The sequence below is a fragment of the Rhodococcus globerulus NBRC 14531 genome, from assembly GCF_001894805.1.
Taxonomy (GTDB): domain Bacteria; phylum Actinomycetota; class Actinomycetes; order Mycobacteriales; family Mycobacteriaceae; genus Rhodococcus_F; species Rhodococcus_F globerula.
This window is the reverse complement of record NZ_BCWX01000001.1, coordinates 1,029,011-1,051,417: the sequence shown is the minus strand read 5'-3', so window position 1 is coordinate 1,051,417 and position 22,407 is coordinate 1,029,011. Positions and strand designations below refer to the sequence as shown.

The window sequence follows — 22,407 nt, the reverse complement described above, 5'->3', positions numbered from 1 at the left end:
CGCCGTATTCGACGCCCGCAACGGCGACAACCGATCCACATCCAACACCCGCGCACCCGAAAAACCAGACACATCAACAACATCGACACACACAACCCGACGACCCGACGCCGTGAAACCATCACGCTCCGTCGACACCACACACACCGGATCAGCCGAATCCAACACATACTCATTACGCGAGGACGGAGCATCAGGATCCAACGGCACCCACGCCCCACCCGCACGCACAATCGCATACAACCCAACCAACAGATCAACCGACCGCCGAACAGCCAACCCCACCAACGACTCCGGCCCAACACCCAAACCGATCAAATAACGCGCAAACCTATTAACCCTCTCATCGAACTCCCCATACGAGAGCACCTCATCCCCACACACCACCGCCCGCGAACCCGAAGAAACCCCCACCACAGAATCAAAACCATCCAACAACAACCCACCCACAACCGGACGAGACGTGTCGTTCCAGGTTTCGAGCACCAAAGCACGCTCAGGCGCGGTCATGATCTCGATGTCACCGACTGCAGTAGACGGAGTTTCACCGATTTCTGTCAGCAGAGTCTCGAGGCGACCCAGCAGGGCCTGCGCGTACGACTCGTCGAAGAAGTCGGGTAGGTAACGAAGGGTCAAGTGCAGTTGGTCGTCGAGACCGATCAGCAGGGTGAGCGGGTAGTTCGTGGAATCGTCGGAGGCGACGTCGTCGATCACCATGCCGTCCAAGAACTCTGCTTGCGCTGCAAGACCGTCACGGTCGACCGGGTAGGACTCGAAGATCACCAGAGTGTCGAAGAGTCCGCCGACGCCCGCGGCGCTCTGCACGTCGGTCAGGCCGAGGTAATGGTGATCGAGCAATCCCGCCTGTTCGATCTGAACCCGGGAGAGCAATGCCTCGACGGACTCGGCCAGATCCAGTTGGACACGCACGGGCAGCGTGTTGATGAACAGACCCACCATCTTCTCGACGCTGTCGAGTTGTGGCGGACGGCCGGAGACCGTGGCACCGAAGACGATGTCCTGGCGACCGGTCATGCGTCCCAGCAGAATTGCCCAGGCAGCCTGGACGATCGTGTTGGCGGTAACGCCGGTCCTCGATGCCAAACCGGTCAGTGTCGCGGTCACCGATTCGCTGAGCGAGATCTGCAACTTCTGCGACAGCGCACTGAATTCCTGACCAACGACGGTGGGAGCCAACAACGTCGGCTCTTCGACGCCGCCCAGCGCTTTCGCCCAGGCATCCATGGACACACTGCGATCCTGCTGGACCAGCCACGCGAGGTAGTTCCGGTAGCTCAGTGCCCGCGTCTGAGCGGGAATGTTCCCACGCATCGCGTAGTGGCCGAGGAGCGTCTGGAGCAGCAGCGGCATGGACCAGCCGTCGAGGATGATGTGGTGGTTTGCCACAACAAGGCGGTATTCGCTCGCCGCGATCTTGATCAGCGTGAACTTGATCAACGGCGGGTTCGACATGTCGAAGTGCGTGGCCTGGTCCTCGGCAAGAATCCGATCCAACTCGCGGCGTCGTTCTTCGCTGTCAGCGATTGTGGTGAGATCCAGTTCGCGCCACGGCACGTCGATGTCACCGAGAACTACCTGGACCGGCGTCCCCGTTCCATCGACCACAAATGCGGTGCGCAGGTTCGGATGACGATCGATGATGGCCTGAGCTGCGGCGTGGAGGCGATCCGCGTCGACGCGGCCGGACAGCGAGAGAACCATCTGCACGGAGTACAGGTCGACGGTCGACTCGGCCATGACAGCGTGGAACAGCAAACCCGACTGCAGCGGAGCCAGCGGCCAGACGTCCTGCACCGCCGGGAAACGCTGCTCGAACCCGTCGAGATCCTGCTGGGTCAGCGTTACCAGCGGCACGTCCGACGGCGTGAGTCCGCCTGCGCCGACGGCCTGTGCGTGCTGCGCCAGCGCTGTGAGTGCTCCGACCCACAGGTCGGCCAGGGCTTGCACCTCGGTGGCGCTCAGCAATCCGTTCGGGAAGGCAAACGATGCTTCGAGCACCGCGCCGTCAGGGCCGTCGTTGACGATGGCATTGATGTCGACAACCTTGTTGGCCGGCATGTCCGGGTCTTCCGGCGCAGCGACATCGGAGAAGTCGCGTGCCGGAATCCATCCGAGGCCTTGCGCTGCAGCCGGAATATCCTCCGCCACAATGCGGCCCAGGTAGTTGAAGCTGACCTGCCCGCTGCTCAGCTTCGACAGCTCAGTGCGGGTGTCGTCGTTGACATACCGCAGCAGTCCGTAGCCGACACCCTTGTCGGGAGCGGCGAGCAACTGCTCCTTGACTGCCTTGATCGCCGCTCCCGCAGCAACTCCGGCGTCGAAGGCGTCGTCGATGTCGATACCGGCAAGGTCGAGGGCGACGGGGAAGGCCGCCGTGAACCAGCCGACGGTGCGCGAAAGATCGGCACCCGGGACGACGCCCTCTTCGCGGCCGTGGCCCTCGAGCTGGAGCAGTGCCGCTTCGGTGTCGATGCCCCGGTCACGCCGCCAGCGCACCAGCGCCAAAGCAAGTCCGGCCAGCAAACCGTCGTTGGCTCCGCCGCGGAACATCTCGGGCAGGGTGGTCAGCAGCGTCTCGGTGACGTCTGTGGGCACCTCGACGCGCACACGCTCGACTGTTGCCGCAACGTCGACGGAGGGGTCGAACGCACGCGAACCGAGAATGGGGTCCGGAGTCGACAGCGTCTTACGCCAACGTGGCAGTTCTGCCAGTCGCTTGTCGGATCGTGATTCCGCAGCCAGCGAGTGCGCCCAGGTACGCATGGACGTGCCCGTCGGTTCGAGCACGGGCACACTTCCGCCACTGCGCTGGGCCCACGCGGAAATCAAGTCCGGCACGATGATTCGCCAGGAGACGCCGTCGACGATCAGGTGATGCGCAGCCACGATCAATCGGCCGGTGCGTGTATCGCCGAAGTCGATCCACACGAACTGAGCCATGACACCAGCGGCCGGATCCAACCGGCCGAGAGCGTCGTCGAGAGCGCCCGACGCGATGGCCGTCAGCTCTGAATCCGCAATCGCCGGGTCAACCTGCACCCGGCGCACCAAACCATCCACGTCGACGGTTCCGGGCGCGGACACAGCCATGCCCGGACCACGCTGATCATCGACCAGACGCGAACGGAACATGTCGTGGTGATCGATGACCGCAGTCAACGTTTCGACAACACCGGTCCGGTCGATTCCCAGCGGCAATTCCAACGTCAACAGCTGGTTGAACCGCTGGTAGCTGCCGGGCCGTTCGAACATGAAGCGCTTGATCGGAGTGAGCGGCATCCAACCGATGCCGCCGCCTTCGATCTCGGCGAGAACAGTGATCGCGTCGGCGTCGGAGCCGAAGACGGCAACCTCGGCCAACTCTGCCACCGTCTTGTTCTCGAACACGTCCTTGGGCGTGAAGAGAACACCGCGGGCCTTGGCCCGGGATACCAGTTGGATCGACATGATCGAGTCTCCGCCCTGAGCGAAGAACGAGTCGTCGGTACCGATCTGGTCGAGGCCGAGAACGTCGGCAAAGACCTCGCTGAGGATGCGTTCCATCTCGGTGGTGGGAGCGCGGAACTCCTTGACCTCGAATACCGGCTCCGGCAGAGCCTTTCGGTCCAGCTTGCCGGCCGGGGTCAGCGGCATGTCGGTCAGAACCATGATCGACGCAGGCACCATGTGCGCCGGCAGGGTGCGTGAGACGAACTCACTCAGATCCGCCGAGCTGACAGCAGATTCCTTGCCGACAAACACGTACGACACCAGTGCCGGAGCACCGGACGCCAGCGTGGTGCCCATCGTCGCAGCGAACTCGACGTCCGAATGTGCCGTAAGGGCGGCGTCGATCTCACCGAGCTCGATACGGAAGCCACGGATCTTCACCTGGAAGTCGTTGCGGCCCACATACTCAACCTGATATTGGTCAGTCCAACGCACAACGTCACCGGTGCGGTACATGCGCTCACCAGGCAGGCCGTGCGGGTTGGCAACAAACCGATCCGCACTCAATCCCGGCCGGCGATGATAGCCGCGGGTGACCTGAGGGCCCGACAGGTACAGCTCACCGGCAACACCAACCGGAACGGGCTGCAGACGCGTGTCGAGAACAAACGCGGCCATGTCGCCGATGGTTTCGCCGATGGTCATCCGGTCGCCCGGCATCAGCGGCACACTGACATTGGTGACGATAGTGGTCTCGGTGGGACCGTAGACATTGAGGAACGTACGTCGACGGTTCGGCTGATCCGCCCACTTGGCCATCAACTCCGGCGAGTACGCCTCGCCGCCGACACCAACCACCTCGAGATCGTTCAGGCCCGACGGATCCATGGAAGCCAACGCCGCCGGCGTGATGAAGGCGTGTGTGACGCGTTCGGACTTGAACAGCGCAGTCAACTCGTCGCCGCCGAAGATCGACGTCGGGACGATCACCATGGCAGCGCCTGTCGCGACAGCCAGGAACAGTTCGAGCATCGACGCGTCGAAACTCGGCGACGCGAAGTGCAGCGTGCGGGAGTTCGGCGTCACCAGGTAGTGCTGTGCCTGCGTTGCACTGAAGCTCGCGAGGCCCGCACCGGTAGCAACAACACCCTTGGGCAAGCCCGTTGTGCCTGATGTGTAGATCACCCAGGCGGGATGCGCCGGAAGGACGGGGCGCACACGTTCATCTTCACGAATCGGTGACTTATCCTGCGCTGCCATCAGTTCGGCGCAAGCATCACTGTCGATCGCGAGCCACTCCACGGTGTCGGTAAGTGCTGCGAGTTCAGCTTCGAGAGTCAGACCGACCGAGACGCCCGAGTCGGAGACCATATGCGCGATGCGGTCAGCCGGGTAGTGCGGATCGATGGGAACAACCGCGGCGCCAGTCTTGGATACCGCCCACACCAGCAGGACCGATTCGATGGAACGCGGAATCGACACTGCGACCAGATCTTCGGCGCCCAGACCGCGAGCGATCAGGACACGGGCGAGGCGCGACGACCACTCGTCGACCTCGGCGTAGGTCATCGACCGATCCTGGTAGCGGAGAGCTTCGTTGGAGGGATACTGCAACGCGGTCTCGGCCAGGATGTCGGCCAACGGCTTCGGCTCGATGCCCGAGGACGCTCGACGACTGGTCAATTCGATGCGCTCAGGCGCTTCGAGGATGTTGATGTCGCCGACAGCCTGCGTCGCATCCACGGCGACGGCTTCGAGAATTCGAGTCAACCTCTCGGCGAAGGAGACAACTGTCCCCTCGTCGAAGAGGTCCGTCGCATACGTGAAGGTCGCAGTCATTCCGTGACCATCGGCAGCTTCCACCAGGGTCAACTGAAGGTCGAACTTCGCTACGGTTTCCGCGATATCGAATTCGGTGATATCGAGTCCCGGCAGCGTCAGGTTATTCTGCCCCAGGTTCTGGAATGCCAAGGCAACCTGGAACAACGGGTTGTGAGCCTGCGAACGCACCGGATCGAGAACCTCGACCAGCCGCTCGAACGGCACGTCTGCGTGAGCGAAAGCCGCGAGATCACTCTCACGCGCCGACGTAAGCAGATCGAGGAAACGCATCCCCGGATCGACCTCGGTGCGCAGCACGAGCGTGTTGACGAACATACCGATCAGATCGTCGAGTTCTGCTTCGCCGCGACCGGCCACCGGGGTACCGACTGCGATGTCGGTGGTGCCGGACAACCGGGCAAGAAGTGTTGCCAACGCCGAGTGCATCACCATGAACAGCGATGCCCGGTGCTCGCGACCCACAGCAGCCAGTCCGCGGTGAACATCCGCGGAAATCGGGAAGCTGTAGGTGGCTCCCCGTCCGGTGAACACGGCTGGACGCGCGCGGTCACTGGGCAAGGTGATCTGGTCTGGAACTCCGTCGAGAGCCTTAGCCCAGTAGCCGATCTGCTCTGCGAGTACGGATTCCGTGTCACTCTCGGAACCGAGAACACCACGCTGCCACAACGCGTAGTCGGCGTACTGCACCGGCAACGGCGCCCACGTCGGGGTCTGCCCCTGTGAGCGGGCGTAGTACGCGGTCATCACGTCGCGGATCAACGGGCCCATCGAGAAACCGTCGGTGGAGATGTGGTGAATCACTATCGCCAGTACAAACGAGTCCTCGGCAAGCTGGAAGAGCTTGGCCCGCAACGGAACCTCAGCCGTGACGTCAAAACCTGATGAGACGAACTCCGTCACCGCCGCTACGATGTCGGATGCCTCGAGTTGCACGGGAGCCAGATTCACCGGAACTGCTGCCGCCGGCAGTATCCGCTGGTAGCCGATTCCGTCGACCTCGGGGTAGACCGTGCGCAGGACCTCGTGACGCTTCACTACGTCCATGACAGCGTCGTACAACGCCGCCTCATCCAACTCGCCGGTAAGCGTGATCGCCATCGGAATGTTGTTGGCTGCCGACTCGCGGTCCAATTGGTTGAGGAACCACATGCGTTGCTGCGCAAACGACAACGGCACCTGCGCCGGACGATCCTGCGCAGTCAACGCCGCACGCGAACCACCACCGACATGAGAACCGAGGCGAGCGGCCAAACCCTCCACCGTCGACGCCTCGAACAACTCCCGCACCGACACCGCAGCATCCAGCGCCTGACCCAACCGCGACGTCACCTGCGTCGCGATCAGCGAATTACCGCCGAGCGCAAAGAAATCGTCATCCAAACCGACACGCTCGGCACCCAGAACATCCGCAAACGTCTGCGCCACAACCTCTTCCACCACCGACGTCGGAGCCCGGAACACCGCAACCTGCAGCGACGGAGCCGGCAACGCCCGACGATCCAACTTCCCGTTCACCGTCAACGGAATCGCATCCAACACCACAAACGCCGACGGCACCATGTACTCCGGCAACAACGAACCCACCGACACCCGAAGATCGTCGACCGAAACGCTCACACCCGCAGCCGGAACCACATACGCCACCAACCGCTGATCACCCGGAGAATCCTCACGAACAACCACCGCCGTCTGCGCCACCGACACAGCCGCCAACACCGCAGACTCGATCTCACCGATCTCGATCCGGAAACCACGGATCTTCACCTGATCATCAGCGCGACCCAGATACTCCAGATCACCAGCGCTGTTCCACGAAGCCACGTCACCCGTGCGGTACAACACCTCACCAGCAGCAAAAGGACTCGCCACAAACCGAGTCGACGTCAACCCCTGCTGACCCAGATAACCGCGAGCCAACTGCACACCCGAGACATACATCTCACCCGCAACACCGACGGGCACCGGAGCCAAACGCGTATCCAGCACAAACACCTGCAGACCCGAAATAGCCTGACCCACCACACTCGCCGACGCATCCGCCGCCATCGCAGCGTCCAGCACGCGATGGCTCACATGCACCGTCGTCTCCGTGATGCCGTACATGTTCACCAACGTCGGCGCGCTGTCACCGCGGCGGCCGTACCAGTCCGACAAGCGTCGAAGCTCGAGCGCCTCGCCACCGAAAACAACCCACCGCAACGACAACTCGGCGGCCTGACCGGATTCCGACGCCAACCGATCAGCCTCGGCCAACTGATAGAACGCCGACGGCGTCTGATTGAGCACCGTCACCCGCTCAGCAGCAAGCAACTCCAGGAACTGCTCCGGCGACCGCGACGTCACATAGTCCACGACGACCAACGTGCCGCCGTAGAGCAGTGGACCCCACAACTCCCACACCGAGAAGTCGAACGCATAACTGTGGAACATCGTCCACACATCCGACTCGTCGAACCCGTACACACTCTCGGTATTCGCGAACAATTTCGCCACCGTGATGTGCGGAACCTGCACACCCTTCGGGCGACCCGTCGAACCCGACGTGTAAATCACATACGCAACATTCGAGGTACGCAACGGCGACACACGATCAGCATCCGTCACCACCGAACCATCGAACTCGGTCAGATCCACCGCGTCGATATCGACCACCGGCAGACCAGCAGGCAACACCAACTCACGCTCAGACCACGAAATCGCGCACACCGGAGCAGCATCGGCGAGCATGAACTCGATACGGTCGCTCGGGTACGACGGATCCACCGGCAGATACCCGGCACCGGACTGCACTACCGCCAACAACGCCACCACAAGATCAGCCGACCGCGGCAACGCCACCGCCACCAACGTCTCCGGACCACAGCCCAACGCAATCAACCTGCGCGCCAACCGATTCGACCGAACCGACAACTCCGCATACGTCAACGACTCGTCACCGAACCGCACCGCGATCCGATCACCGAACTCCGCAGCGGCACGATCGAACCACGCCGGCAACGTCGACTCCACACCGCTGTCGATACCCGTGTCACTCCACGCCAGAACACGATCCAACTCACCTGAAGTCAGAACATCCACGTCGCCCACGGCGGCAGTCGGGTCCGCGACAACGCCACGGAGGACGGACACGAATCGATCAGCGAACTCGGCCGCTGTCGACGCGTCGAACAGGTCCGTCGCGTAAGTCAGGGTGCCGGACATACCGGCGTCAGCAGCGTCTTCAAGAGTGAACTGCAGATCGAACTTGGCCAGTGCTGCGTCGAATTCCACAGCAGCGGCGGTGAGTCCGGGCAGTTCGAGAGCACTCTGGCCAAGGTTCTGGAAGGTCAATGCCACCTGGAACAGCGGGTGGTGTGCCTGCGAGCGCACCGGATCGAGTGCTTCGACGATCCGCTCGAACGGAACGTCAGCGTGGGCAAACGCCTGCAGATCCACTTCACGCGCAGAAGCCAAGAGATCCGTGAACGACATCGACGGATCAACCTCGGTGCGCAGCACCAAAGTGTTGACGAACATGCCGATCAGATCGTCGAGCTGCGCTTCACCGCGACCGGCGACAGGAGCGCCGATTGCGATGTCGGTTGTCGCGGACAAGCGTGCCAACAGCACGGCAAGCGCAGAGTGGACGACCATGAACGGGGTTGCGCCCGCCGTCTGACCTGTTGCTTCCACATCGGCCCACAACTGCGGGTCGATCACAAAGGTGTGGTTCGCTCCTTGTCCCGTTGCGATCTCGGGGCGGGTGCGATCACTCGGCAGGTCCAATTGCTCGGGCAGATCAGCCAGGGCGTCGGACCAATAGTTGATCTGCTGCGCGATGACGGACGTCGGCTCGCCTTCGGAGCCGAGGACCTCGCGCTGCCACAACGCGTAGTCGGCGTACTGCACCGGCAGCGGAGCCCACGTCGGGGTCTGTCCCTGTGAGCGCGCGTAGTACGCGGTCATCACATCGCGGGTCAACGGGCCCATCGAGAAACCGTCGGTGGAGATGTGATGCACCACGAAGGACAACACGAATTCGTTGTCGGCGAGCTGGAAGAGCCTGGCCCGCAACGGAACCTCGACAGTGACGTCGAATCCCTCGACGAAGAATGCATAGAGCTCCGCTTGAAGCTCGCCCTCGGCAATGCGTACGGTCTCGAATTCGATCGAGGCATCCTCCGGCGAGAGGATCTCCTGGTAGCCGACACCGTCGGTTTCCGGATACAGCGTACGCAGAACCTCATGACGCGCAATGACATCGGCGATCGCCGAATGAAGCGCACCTGAATCCAGGTTGCCGGTGAGACGCACCGCAACGGGAATGTTGTTGACGGCTGACGCGGTATCGAAGCGGTTGAGGAACCACATACGCTGCTGCGCCAGCGACAACGGCACCTGCGCCGGACGCACCTGCGCGGTCAATGCTCGTGTGCCGTCGCCACCGACGTGTGTTTCGATGCGCGCGGCAAGTTCTTCCACTGTCGACGCGTCGAACAGCACCCGGACCGGAATCTTGGTTTCGAGCGCCTGCCCCAGACGAGACATCACCCGTGTCGCGATCAGCGAGTTACCGCCGAGCGCAAAGAAATCGTCATCCAGGCCGACCTGTTCGATTCCTAGAACATCGGAGAATACCTGCGCCACAGCCTGTTCCACAGAACTGACCGGAGCCCGGAACACTGCTGCCTCGAACGCGGGCACCGGCAATGCTCGCCGATCCACCTTGCCGTTGGCGTTGAGCGGCAGGGCGCCCAGCACCATGAAGACTGCCGGAACCATGTAGCCGGGCAAAGAGTCGGCGAGGCGCCGGCGCAGTTCCGTCTCATCGATCACGGCACCGCTGGCCGGCTCCACATACGCGACCAGCGTGTCCTCGATGACCGCGACCGCAGCCAGGGACACAACGTCTTGTGCCGCGAGCAGTGTTTCGATCTCACCGAGTTCGATTCTCTGGCCACGCAATTTCACCTGGAAGTCGGAACGTCCGACAAATTCGAGTGAACCCGAGCGCGTCCAGCGGACGAGGTCACCGGTCCGGTACAGGCGCTCGCCGGCTTCCGAGAACGGATGCGCAACAAAGCGCTCCGCAGTGCGAACGACGTCACCGAAGTATCCCCGGGCCAACTGAGAGCCGGATACGTACAACTCACCGGTAACACCGAGTGGTACTTGAAGCATTCTGGAGTCGAGCACCCACAATCCGGTGTTCCACGCCGGGCCACCGAGGGGCACAACATCGCCGTCGAGATCCGAACTGCGATGGCTCGTGACCTGGATCGTCGTTTCGGTCGGTCCGTACAGGTTGTGGACATCACTACCGGTCAGCGCGCGGAAGCGGGCCGCGAGAGCGCTGTTCAACTGCTCGCCGCCCGCAAACGTCGCACGCAAGGAAGTGGGCGCCGCAGTCTCGAACTCGTCGGCCATTGCTGCAAGCACCGATGGCACGAACTGAGCCACCGTCACTGATTCACCTGCAATGATACTGCTCAGGTATGCGGGATCACGGTGACCGCCGGCCTCCGCAATCACCATTCGAGCACCGACCATCAAGGGCCAGAACAGCTCCCACACCGAAGCGTCGAAGGTTGCGGGTGTCTTGTACAGCACCACGTCTGAAGGAGTAAGGCCGTAAGTGGCCTGCATCCACGACAACTGGTTGACAACGGCCGCGTGTGTGACTCCGACGCCCTTCGGACGTCCCGTCGATCCGGACGTGAACAGCACGTATGCCATGTTGTCCGGGCGCAGCGGGGCACGGCGCTCGTCGTCACGGATCTGCGCCGGCGAGTAACTCTGCAGGTCAAGGGTGTCGATACCAAGTACCGGCCACCCTGCGGGGACGTCACCGCGTTCGGAATCCGTGGTCAGCACGCAGACCGGCGCTGCCGACTCCACGATGTACTGATTGCGTTCGGCCGGCTGCTCGGGATCAACGGGAACATAGGCCGCACCGGCACGGAGTACCGCGTACACGCCGATCACCTGATGGATCGAGCGGCGCATCACGAGCGCGACTCGCGAATCGGGGCCGACGCCGACATCAATCAGTTGACGCGCCAAACGGTTTACGCGCGCATCGAATTCGGCGTAGGTGAGAGTGAGATCGCCGCTGACTACTGCAAGGTCAGTCGATGAACCCGCCACTCCCCGATCGAGTACATCGACCAAGGTCTTGTTGTCCGTCGGCACCGTCAACCCGGCCGACACATCTGACAGCACGCTGCGTTCCACGTCGTCGACAATGTCGACATCGCTCGGCACCAGACTCGGATCGGCAACAAGCGCCTGTGCCAATGTGACGAACTGTGTCGCTGTCGCGGCAATCGTGGCTTCATCGAACAGGTCAGTCGCGTAGACCATCTGCACGTGCAGCCCGGCATCGCCAATCGTCGCGCCGACCGGTTCGGTGACCGTAATCGACAAGTCGAATTTTGCGCTCTCCGACTCCGGTTCGAAGGTCGTGACCTCGAGCCCGCCCAGCGTGAAGTCGACACGATCCAGGTTCTGGAAAGCCAACATCACCTGAAACAACGGATTACGTGACCTCGACCGCTCGGGATCGAGCACCTCGACCAACCGCTCGAAGGGCACATCCGCGTGCGCGAATGCGGCCAGATCGGTACCGCGCACCTGAGCCAGGAAGTCCTCGAATGCAACGCCGGAACCGACCTCGGTGCGAAGCACGAGGGTGTTGACGAACATACCGACAACATCGTCGAGCGCGGCGTCTCCGCGACCGGCGACCGGAGTACCGATCGTGACGTCGTCCGTAGCCGCCAATCGAGCGAAGAGCGACGCGAATACCGCGTGCACGACCATGAACAACGATGCGCCGTTTGCACGGCCCAGCTCGGACATTCCGCGATGAGTCGCCGCGTCGATGTCGAAGGTATACGCATGTCCTCGACCCGAGGCCTGCGCCGGTCGTGGACGATCCGTGGGTAGTTCGAGCTGTACCGGAGCATCGGCGAGCGTAGCGGTCCAGAATTCGATCTGGCGTGCCATCGTGGACTGCGGATCGTCTTCGGAACCGAGTACGTCGCGCTGCCACAGCGTGTAGTCCGCGTACTGGACCGGCAGCGGTGTCCACGAGGGAGCGCCGCCGCGAGTGCGTGCCTCGTAAGCGACCATGACGTCACGGGTGAGAGGTCCCATGGAGAAGCCGTCGGTGGAGATGTGGTGGACGACGAACAGAAGTACGTAATCAGCCTCGTCGACGCGATACAGCGCTGCCCGCAACGGAATATCTGCTGTCACATCGAAACCCGCCATCGCGGACGTCGTCACGGCAGTAGGCAATTCGGCAGCCGTCAACGGCTGGGGTACCAAGTCGAGTGCAACGTCGGCAATCGGCAGGATCTCCTGATATCCGACGCCGTCGATGTCCGGGTAGACGGTCCGCAGTACCTCGTGCCGATCGATCACATCGAGCACAGCGGCGCTCAGCGCCACCACGTCCAGATCGCCGTCGATACGAATCGCGACGGGAATGTTGTTGACCGCGGATTCCGGTTCGAGACGGTTCAGGAACCACATGCGTTGCTGCGCAAGCGACAACGGGATCCGCTCCGGCCGGGTCTGCGGAACGAGCGGCGCAACCGCGCCGGAGCCTGCATGGACTTCGAGCCGAGCAGAAAGGGCTTGTACGGTCGACGCCTCGAACAGCGCCCGTACCGGCACTGTGGTGTCGAGAGCCTCGCCCAGGCGTGCGGCAACCCGAGTCGCAATCAGGGAGTTGCCACCGAGGTCGAAGAAGTCGTCGTCACGGCCGACCGGCGAAACACCCAATACCTCGGAGAACACCTGGGCCACGATCGATTCAGCTGCGGTGACCGGCGCGACATACGCCTTGGCCGCGAAAGCCGGCGCCGGGAGCGCCTTGGTGTCGGTCTTGCCTGCCGTGGTCAACGGAATGGAATCGAGCACCAGGACTGCGTCGGGAACCATGTAGCCGGTGAGGAACTTCGAGACGGAATCGATCACCGCGGCAGGTTCAATGGCAGCCCCGGCATCGGGAACCACGTAACCGACAAGACGATCACCGAATTCTTCGTCGGTGTGGACTACTGCAACGGCCTGTGCGACGCCCTCGCAACGAGACAGTGCTGCTTCGATCTCGCCCAGCTCGATGCGGAATCCACGAACCTTCACCTGGAAGTCGCTGCGGCCCACGTACTCCACTGCGCGGCCGTCGATCCAGCGGACGACGTCGCCGGTGCGGTACAGCCGATCACCGGCGTCGCCGAACGGGTCGGCAACAAATCGACTTGCCGTCAGAGCGGGCTGGCCGAGGTATCCCCTGGCGACCTGGATGCCCGACACGTAGAGCTCTCCTGCAACACCGACCGGGACCGGCTGCATCCGGTCGTCGAGGATGCGTGCGGACATTCCGCGAACCGGTCCGCCGATGTTCATCCGGTCGAATGCGGTCAGCGTGTCGCTGATATTGCTGGCAACAGTGGATTCGGTGGGACCGTATGCGTTGAAGAAGCCGCGTACGGAGCCGTCCGGCAGCGGTACGGCCCACTTGGCGACCAGAGCGCGCGGGCTTGCCTCGCCACCGACGACAACAACGCGAAGGGCGTCGAGGCCGGCCGGGTCCACCGACGCCAAAGCGGCGGGCGTGATGAAGGCGTGCGTCACAGCCTCGGAGTTCAGGATTTCTGCCAGTTCGGCGCCGCCGTAGACGGTGGTCGGCGCGATCACCATGGTCGATGCGGCGCCAAATGCCATGAGCAGTTCCAACACCGACGCGTCGAAGCTCGGAGACGCGAAGTGCAAGGTCCGTGCGTCTGCGGTCAACTCGTAACGTTCGACCTGTACGGCACAGAAATTCGCCACTCCGGCGTTGTCGACGACAACGCCCTTGGGCAGCCCGGTGGTACCGGAGGTGTAGATGACGTATGCCGCGTTTTCCGCGCGGACGACGCCCCGCAGCTCCTCGGCGCGAATCGGTGCGCCGGACTCCGCGGCCATGACAGCGTCTTCGAGCGTGATCCAGTTGGATCCGGCGGGAAGCGCTGACACGAACTCTTCCGTCGTGAGACCGACTGTGGCACCGGAATCCGAGACCATGTGCGTGATGCGATCAACCGGGTAGGTGGGGTCTACCGGCACAAAGGCGGCGCCGGTCTTGGCTACCGCCCACAGCGCGAGCACGGAATCTGCCGATCGCGGAATGGCAATGGCCACTCGATCTTCGGCGCCGACACCGCGGCCGATCAAGACACGAGCCACCTGGGACGAGCGCTCGTCGAGCTCACGGTAGGTGATCGTTTCACCGGCGTAACTGATAGCTTGCGCGTCCGGGTTCACGGCTGCGGCATCGGTGAGAATTCCGGCCAGTGTTCCCGAAATACCCTGTGCGCCGCGCACATCGGTCAGCTCGAGCCGCTCAGAAGACTCGAGAATATTGATGTCGCCCACAGCGACTGCGGGGGCAGCGACCACGGATTCCAGAATGCGCACCAGTCGGCGAGCAAAGCCCTCGACGGTGCCGCTGTCGAACAAATCAGCAGCGTAGGTGAACTCCGCGGCTATTCCCTGAAGTTCGCCGTGCACTCCGATGGACTCGGATACCGACAGTTCGAGATCGAACTTCGCTGTTGTCGTGTCGATCTCGGCAGCCTTGACTGCCAGGCCGGGAAGTTCCAGCTCGGTCTGCGCCAGATTCTGCAACGAGAGAACAACCTGGAAGAGCGGATGCCTGGCCTGGGACCTGGCGGGAGCCAGGACGTCGACCAACCGCTCGAACGGGACGTCCGCATGGGCAAATGCGCTGAGCGCGGCATCGCTCGACGCCGCAAGCAGTTCCGTGAACGGAGCCGACGTGTCGACCTCGGTGCGCAGGACCAGAGTGTTGACGAACATGCCGACCAGATCGTCGAGCGCTGCCTCGCCGCGGCCGGCGACCGGAGTACCCACCGAGATGTCCGATGTCCCACTCAGGCGGGCGAGCAGCAGCGCAAGTGCGGCATGCAGCGCCATGAACAGCGTTGCATTGTGCTCCCGTGCAAGTGAATCGAGGCGAACATGCAACTCGGGCGCGATGTCGAAGGCGAATCGTTCGCCGCGCATCGACGCCACATCGGGTCGAGCCCGGTCGGCGGGCAGTTCGATCCGGTCAGGCAGACCCGCGAGCGTCTCGCTCCAGAACGAGATCTGCTGGGACATCAGTGACGATGCGTCGTCTTCGGAACCCAGGACCGCACGCTGCCACAGCGCGTAGTCGGCGTACTGCACCGAAAGCGGTTGCCACTGAGGAACAATCCCGTCCTTGCGAGCCGAGTACGCAATCATCAGGTCGCGGCCCAGCGGCGCCATCGACCACCCGTCTGCGGCAATGTGGTGAACCATGATCGCCAGCACGTGCTCGGTGTCACTCAACGTCAACAGACGCACGCGGATCGGCACGTCAACGGTGATGTCGAGTGCTGTCGAACCGACTGCGGCAATGGCGTCGTCGAGTTCACCGGTGTCGACGGACACCACATCGAGACCCTGGAACACATTGTCGACGTCGAGAATCGACTGCACCGGACCGGATTCGGCATCCGGGTACACCGTGCGAAGAACCTCGTGCCGAGCCAGCACGTCCTCGAACGCTGCTTCCATCGCGGCGACGTCGAGATTTCCACTCAAGTGAAGCGCGAAGGTGATGTTGTACGCCGCAGACGCCGTGTCGTAGCGGTTGAGGAACCACATGCGCTGCTGGGCGAGCGACAACGGAATGCTGCTCGGACGCGGCTGCGCGACGAGTGCGGTGCGCCCACCGCTGCCCGCGTGTGTCTCCACCCGTGCGGCGAGTGCCTCGACGCTCGACACGTCGAACAATGTGCGGACCGGCACCGTGGTGTCGAGTGCAGCGCCCAAGCGCGAGGTGACCTGCGTGGCGACGAGCGAGTTGCCACCGAGAGCAAAGAAGTCGTCATCGAGTCCGACTCGTTCCACCCCGAGAACATCGGCAATGATCTGTGCGACGATTTCCTCGACCGGCGTTGTAGGCGCGCGGAATTCACGCACCTCGAACACCGGCTCCGGCAGCGCGTCCCGGTCGAGCTTTCCGACCGGAGTCAGCGGAACCTCGTCCAAGGCCATGATGACCGACGGAACCATGTAACTCGGCAGGGATTCACCGACAAAACCCGCGAGGCGTTCGGCGTCGAAACTCGCATCGCCTTCGAGTTGGACATAAGAGACCAGGGCCATGACTCCCGCGATGCCTTCACGGCCCAGAGTCACGGCGAAACGAACGTCCTCGTGTGCTGTCAGCGCGGCGTCGATCTCGCCGAGTTCGATGCGGAAACCACGCACCTTGACCTGGAAGTCGCTGCGGCCCATGTACTCCAGGACGCCCGGCTCACCCTCGCGAGAAGTGCCGGTCCACCGCACGACGTCGCCGGTGCGGTACATCCGGGAGCCGTCCGACGAGTACGGGTTGGCGACAAACCGCTCCGATGTCAGCGCGTAGCGATCGTGGTACCCACGGGCCAATGCCGCACCCGCAAAATAGAGTTCACCCCTGGTACCGACCGGGACGGGGTGAAGTCGCTCATCGAGGACAAGCGCCGACATTCCCTCGACGGGGCGGCCGATGTCGATGGGCAGACCTGCCGTGAGGTGCCCGTACGACGAAATGATGGTGGTTTCGGTAGGACCGTAACCGTTGAAGTACTCGCGTCCCGGTGCCCACGTTGCCAGCAGTTCCGGTGTGGTCACGTCGCCGCCGACAGAGACTACGGCCAACTCCGGCAGCTCGGCTGCGTCCATCGTGCCGAGCACTGCGGGCGTGATGATCGCGTGGGTGACATGCTCGTCGCGCAACAGTGTGGTCAGTTCGGGGCCACCGATGATCGCCGGTGGAACGATGACAAGGGTGGCGCCGGCGGAGAATGCCACCATCCATTCGAGAACCGACGGATCGAAACTCGGTGAACAGATGTGCAGGAACCGGGACTCCTCGTCGACCCCGTACCGACGCTGCGCGGCATCACGAACACCACGGAGCCCGCCGTGGGTAACGCTGACACCCTTGGGCTTTCCGGTAGAACCGGAGGTGTAGATCAGGTACGCAACATGTTCGTCGCGCAGCGGCGTGGTTCGTTCGGAATCGACGACCGTGGCACCCGATTGGGCGTCGACGAGGTTCACGGTGGACGGATCGTCCAGTGCCCACCATTCGGTGGCGGCAGGCAGCTGTCCCAGGAACTCCGATGACGTCAAACCGATTCGTGCCGCGGAATCCGACAGCATGTGGCGAACACGGTCGTCCGGGTAGTTCGGATCTACCGGAACGTAGGCGGCGCCGGTCTTTGCCACTGCCCACACCGCGCGAACCATGTCATAAGACCGTGGAAATGCCAGCGCAACAGTGGTTTCCGGACCGATATCACGTGCAATGAGCGCCCGGGCCAACCGTGACGACTGCTCGTCGAGCTCACGGTAGGTAACCGAACGTCCCTCGAATCGCACTGCGACCGATTCCGGATCAGCCGTACCTGCAGTGAGGATGTCGGCCAGGCTCGCTCGCGGCATCGCGTCGTCGGACGCGACATAAGTGAGGTCGACGAATTCAGTCGGCGAGAGCAGTTCGAGATCTCCGACCGTGGTCGCCGGCCGAGCAGTGACCGCGTCGAGAATCCGGACGAAGCGAGTGGCGAACGTAGCTACGGTCGATGCATCGAACAGATCCGTGGCATAGGTGAAGGTAGCGTCCAGGACATCTGAATCATCGCTTCCTTCAGGATTTTCCGACACCATCAGCTCGAGATCGAACTTGGCGACCGGAACTTCCAGTTCGGTGGCGACCGCAGTGATCCCCGAGAACTGCAACTGGCGACGTCCACTGATCTCGGCGGTCAACGCGACCTGGAACAACGGATGACGCGACTGGGACCGCGCCGGATTCAGGACCTCGACAAGACGCTCGAACGGCACGTCCGCGTGTCCGTAGGCGCTCAGTCCCGACTCGCGCACCCGGGCAAGCAAGTCTTCGAACGTTTCGCCTGCGTCTACCTCGGTCCGCAACACCAAGGTATTCACGAACATACCGATGACATCGCTCAGCGCTTCGTCGCTTCGACCGCCGACGGGAGCGCCGACGGCAATATCCGAGGTACCGCTGAGTCGGCTGAGCAGCGCCGCATACGCCGTTTGCAGGACCATGAAGAGCGACGCGTTCTTCGAACGTGCCAACGCGTTCAATTTGCGCGTCGTGCGCTCACTGATGTGGAAGTGGTGCTTGGCACCGCGATTGGAGGCAACGGCCGGGCGGGGGCGGTCGGTCGGCAGATCCAGCTGGTCGGGAAGCCCAGCGAGTGACTCACGCCAGAAGGCGATCTGACGTGCAGACTCCGACGAAGGATCATCTTCGGATCCCAGGGCGGCGCGTTGCCAGAGCGCATAATCCGCGTACTGCACGGGCAGCGGCGTCCAGGCCGGTGCGGTGTGCTCGCTACGTGCGGAGTACGCGACCAGGAGATCACGGGCCAGCGGACGGAACGACAAGCCGTCTGCTGCGATGTGGTGCAACACCATGACAAGGACAAAATCGGTGGCTGTGACCTCGAACAACGTGACGCGCAACGGGATCTCGGTTGCCACGTCGAATCCGCGTCCGGCGATCTCGACAGCGGCGGCCTGCACCTCACGCTTGGAGATTCGCCGCGGAGTGAGATCGATGGACACCTGGTCGATCGGCAGAATCACCTGCTGCGCGGTGCCGTCGGTGTCGGGATAGAGCGTGCGGAGCGACTCGTGCCGCTCGAGAAGATCCATCACCGAGGCGTGCAAGGCCGCGGGATCGACAGCGCCGGTCAATCGCACCGTGAACGGAAGGTTGTAAACCGGCGTCGACGGGTCGAGCTTGTTGAGGAACCACATTCGCTGCTGCGCCAAGGACACCGGAATGACGTCGGGACGCGGCTTTGCGACGAGTGGCGCCAGCGGCCGAACATTTCCCGCCAGCAATTCGGCCCGCGCGGCAAGCGTCGCCACTGTGGTCGATTCGAAGAGCTCGCGCACACCGAGTTGGACACCCATCGCGGAGCCCACTCTGGTGACCACTTGTGTTGCCACCAAGGAGTTTCCACCGAGCTCGAAGAAATCGTCGTCGAGACCCACTTGCTCCACACCGAGGACGTCGGCAAAGACGTCGGCGACAACTCGCTCGGTATCGGTGCGCGGTTCCCGGTACTGCTTGGCGCTGGCGAAGACAGGTTCCGGGAGCGCTGCGCGATCAAGCTTGCCACTGGTGTTGAGCGGCAACGCTTCCAAGACCATCAGTGCAGCCGGAACCATGTACGAAGGCAGGCTTCGACCCGCAAATTCGCTCAAAGCAGCCGAATCAACGGAACGGCCAGGACCCGGCACGATGTAGCCGACCAACTGGTCGCCGGTCGGTGTCTGCACCACCAACACGACGGCCTGCGAGACGTCGGGATGCGCGAGCAGCACGGTCTCGATCTCGCCGAGCTCGATGCGCTGGCCGCGGAACTTCACCTGGAAGTCGGTGCGTCCGATGTAGTCGAGGTTTCCGTCGTCACGTCGACGCACGAGGTCGCCGGTTCGGTACATCCGTTCCCCGGCGGGACCGTAGGGGTTTGCCACAAAACGATCGGAGCTGAGGTCAGGTCGACCGACGTATCCGCGGGCCAACTGCACTCCGGCGAGGTACAGCTCGCCCGGCTGGCCGATCGGCGTTGCGCGGAGGTGCGAATCGAGCACGTAGGCCTGAGTATTCCACTGCGGCAAGCCGATCGGGACCGACGTAGTGTCGGACCTGCGCGCCTCGTAGTAGGTTACCGAGACCGCAGCTTCGGTGGGGCCGTACAGGTTGTGCAGATCCGCGCTGCACAGTTCACGGAAGGCCGTAGCCGTCTCGGGCGGCAATGCCTCACCGATGACAAAGACGTGGCGCAGTGAATCACATGACCCGGCAGGGGCATTCGCGGTGAACAAGGTGAGCATCGACGGGACGAAGTCCGTGACGGTGACACGATGCTCGGCAATCTTGGCAGCCACGTACATCGGGTCACGATGGCCGTCGGGGGTCGCGACCACGAGGGTCGCACCGACCCGCAACGGCATGAAGAATCCCCACAGAGACACGTCGAACGTAGTAGCTGTCTTCTGCAGGTATACGTCCGATGCGCCGAGGTGGTACTCGGAGTTCATCCACTGGAGCTGGTTGTTGATCGCCGCATGTGTGACCGCAACGCCCTTCGGGCGACCGGTCGAACCCGACGTGTAGATGACATAGGCCGTATTCGAATACCGCAGGGGCGACACCCGATCCGAATCCGTGACTGGACTGGTGTCGAGTTCCGCGTCGTCGAGTTGGTCGATTTCGAGAACTCGGGTTCCGAGCGGCAGGTCCACCTGATCCCGAGCGGTGGTCAGAACACACACCGGCCGTGCGGAATCGAGGATGTACGCCGTTCGATCTGCCGGATGGTCTGGATCGACCGGCACCCAAGCGCCGCCGGCCTTTGCAATCGCATACAGTCCGACCATGAGGTCGAGGGAACGCCGAATAGCCAATCCCACAAGGGATTCCGGACCAACACCCATGTCGATGAGCTTGCGAGCGAGGCCGTTGACCTTCGCGTCGAACTCCGCGTAGGTGAGTGAGCTCCCCTCGAAGATCAGCGCGGTGGCGTCCGGGGTTCGATCGACCTGACGCTCGAACGGCTCGGTGATGGACTGCGAAAGTACGTGGTACCCGGTGCGATTCCAGAGCGCGACTTTCTTGCGCTCCTCTTCGGACGCAATGGGCAGGTCCCACACTCGGCGAGATGTTTCGGCGGAGATGAACTTTTCGAGGAACTCGACAAAGCGCGAGTGGTTACGCTCGGCGACCGACGCCGAATAGAGGTTGGGATTCGACTCGAAGTCGATGTGCGTCCGGGTGTCGCCGACGCTCTGGTACAGGTTGACACCGAGGTCTTCGATCAAACCCGTTGACAGGATGTGTAATTCACCGACCAGTGGCCCGAAGGCAAGTTCGGTGGAGAACATCATGATGTTGATCCACGGGCCGAAGAATCCGCCCTGACCTGGTCCGTCACCGTCGCGGACCATGTCTTCGTGCCGGTATCGCTGATGGCGCAGGGCGCCCGACATCTCACTGCCAACAGCGTCGAGAAGTTCCTGGACGGTTGTCGTCGAGGTGATCCTCAAGCGCAATGGCACCACGTTGGACACCATTCCGCCGGATCGGCGGAGCACTGCCGTGGTGCGGCCCGAGACGGGCAGCGACAGCGACACGTCCTCGCTTCCGGTCATCTGGGCCAGGTACGCGGCAAACGCTGCGACCACCGTGCCGGCGACCGTCGTCTTCTCGACGCGTTCGAGGAATCGCGCGAGCAACGCTTCCACATGGTTGGACAGCGCCGCACTGTTGATGCGGCTGACCGGCGTCGGCGGGGCGCTGCGACCGGCCAGGCTCGAAATCTCGTCGAGGTCGGCGATCTTCTCGGCCCAGAAAGTGCGGTCGGTGTCGAACCGATGGGAATTGCGGTAGGTGTTGTCGACCTCGTACACGTCGCGCAGGTCGGATGCCTCGTTGGGCGTGGGCTCACGGCCTTCGACGCGGGCCGAGTACAACTCGGCGACTCGAGTGACAAATGTGGACGCGCCGAAACCGTCGAGGATCGTGTGATGGACCCGGGTGTACCAGTAGTAGCGGTCCTGTTCGAGGCGCAGGATGGTTGCCGAGATCAACCGGTCTTCGAGCATGTCCACGGGACGGCTTCGGTCTGCGCGCATCCACCGCATTGCCGCGTCGTGGGGGTCGGCCTCACTGCGGACGTCGACATAGCCGACCGAGTCGTCAAGGGTGTCGTCGATGATCTGGAAAGGCTGTGCATCGACTTCGATGATCCGAACGAAGGCCGAACCGATTTCGCGGCCGGCGTCGGCGCACGCCGCCCGGAGCACGTTCAGCTGCAACGCGCCACGAAGTTCGACGTACTGCGCGATGTTGACGGGGACGCTGGGATCGAGGTGCTGCGCGAACCACATACCGAGCTGTGCGGCCGAGAGTGGGAATGCGCCAGATCGCTGAACTTCTTCCGGCGAGCTGCCGACCTCCGACTTACCGCTCTCCAGTTTTCCGTTTCCCAGCGACTTCAC

General features: G+C 62.9%; 1 protein-coding gene (running past one end of the window). It reads right to left on the bottom strand.

Annotation, left to right across the window (positions count from 1 at the left end):
* On the bottom strand, nucleotides 1-22,407 hold the 5' portion of the coding sequence (locus RG2_RS04605; protein WP_165826267.1) for a non-ribosomal peptide synthase/polyketide synthase. It extends 6,198 nt beyond the left edge of the window; the window shows 22,407 of its 28,605 coding nt (coding positions 1-22,407); it begins with the start codon at nucleotides 22,405-22,407; its stop codon lies off the left edge, out of view.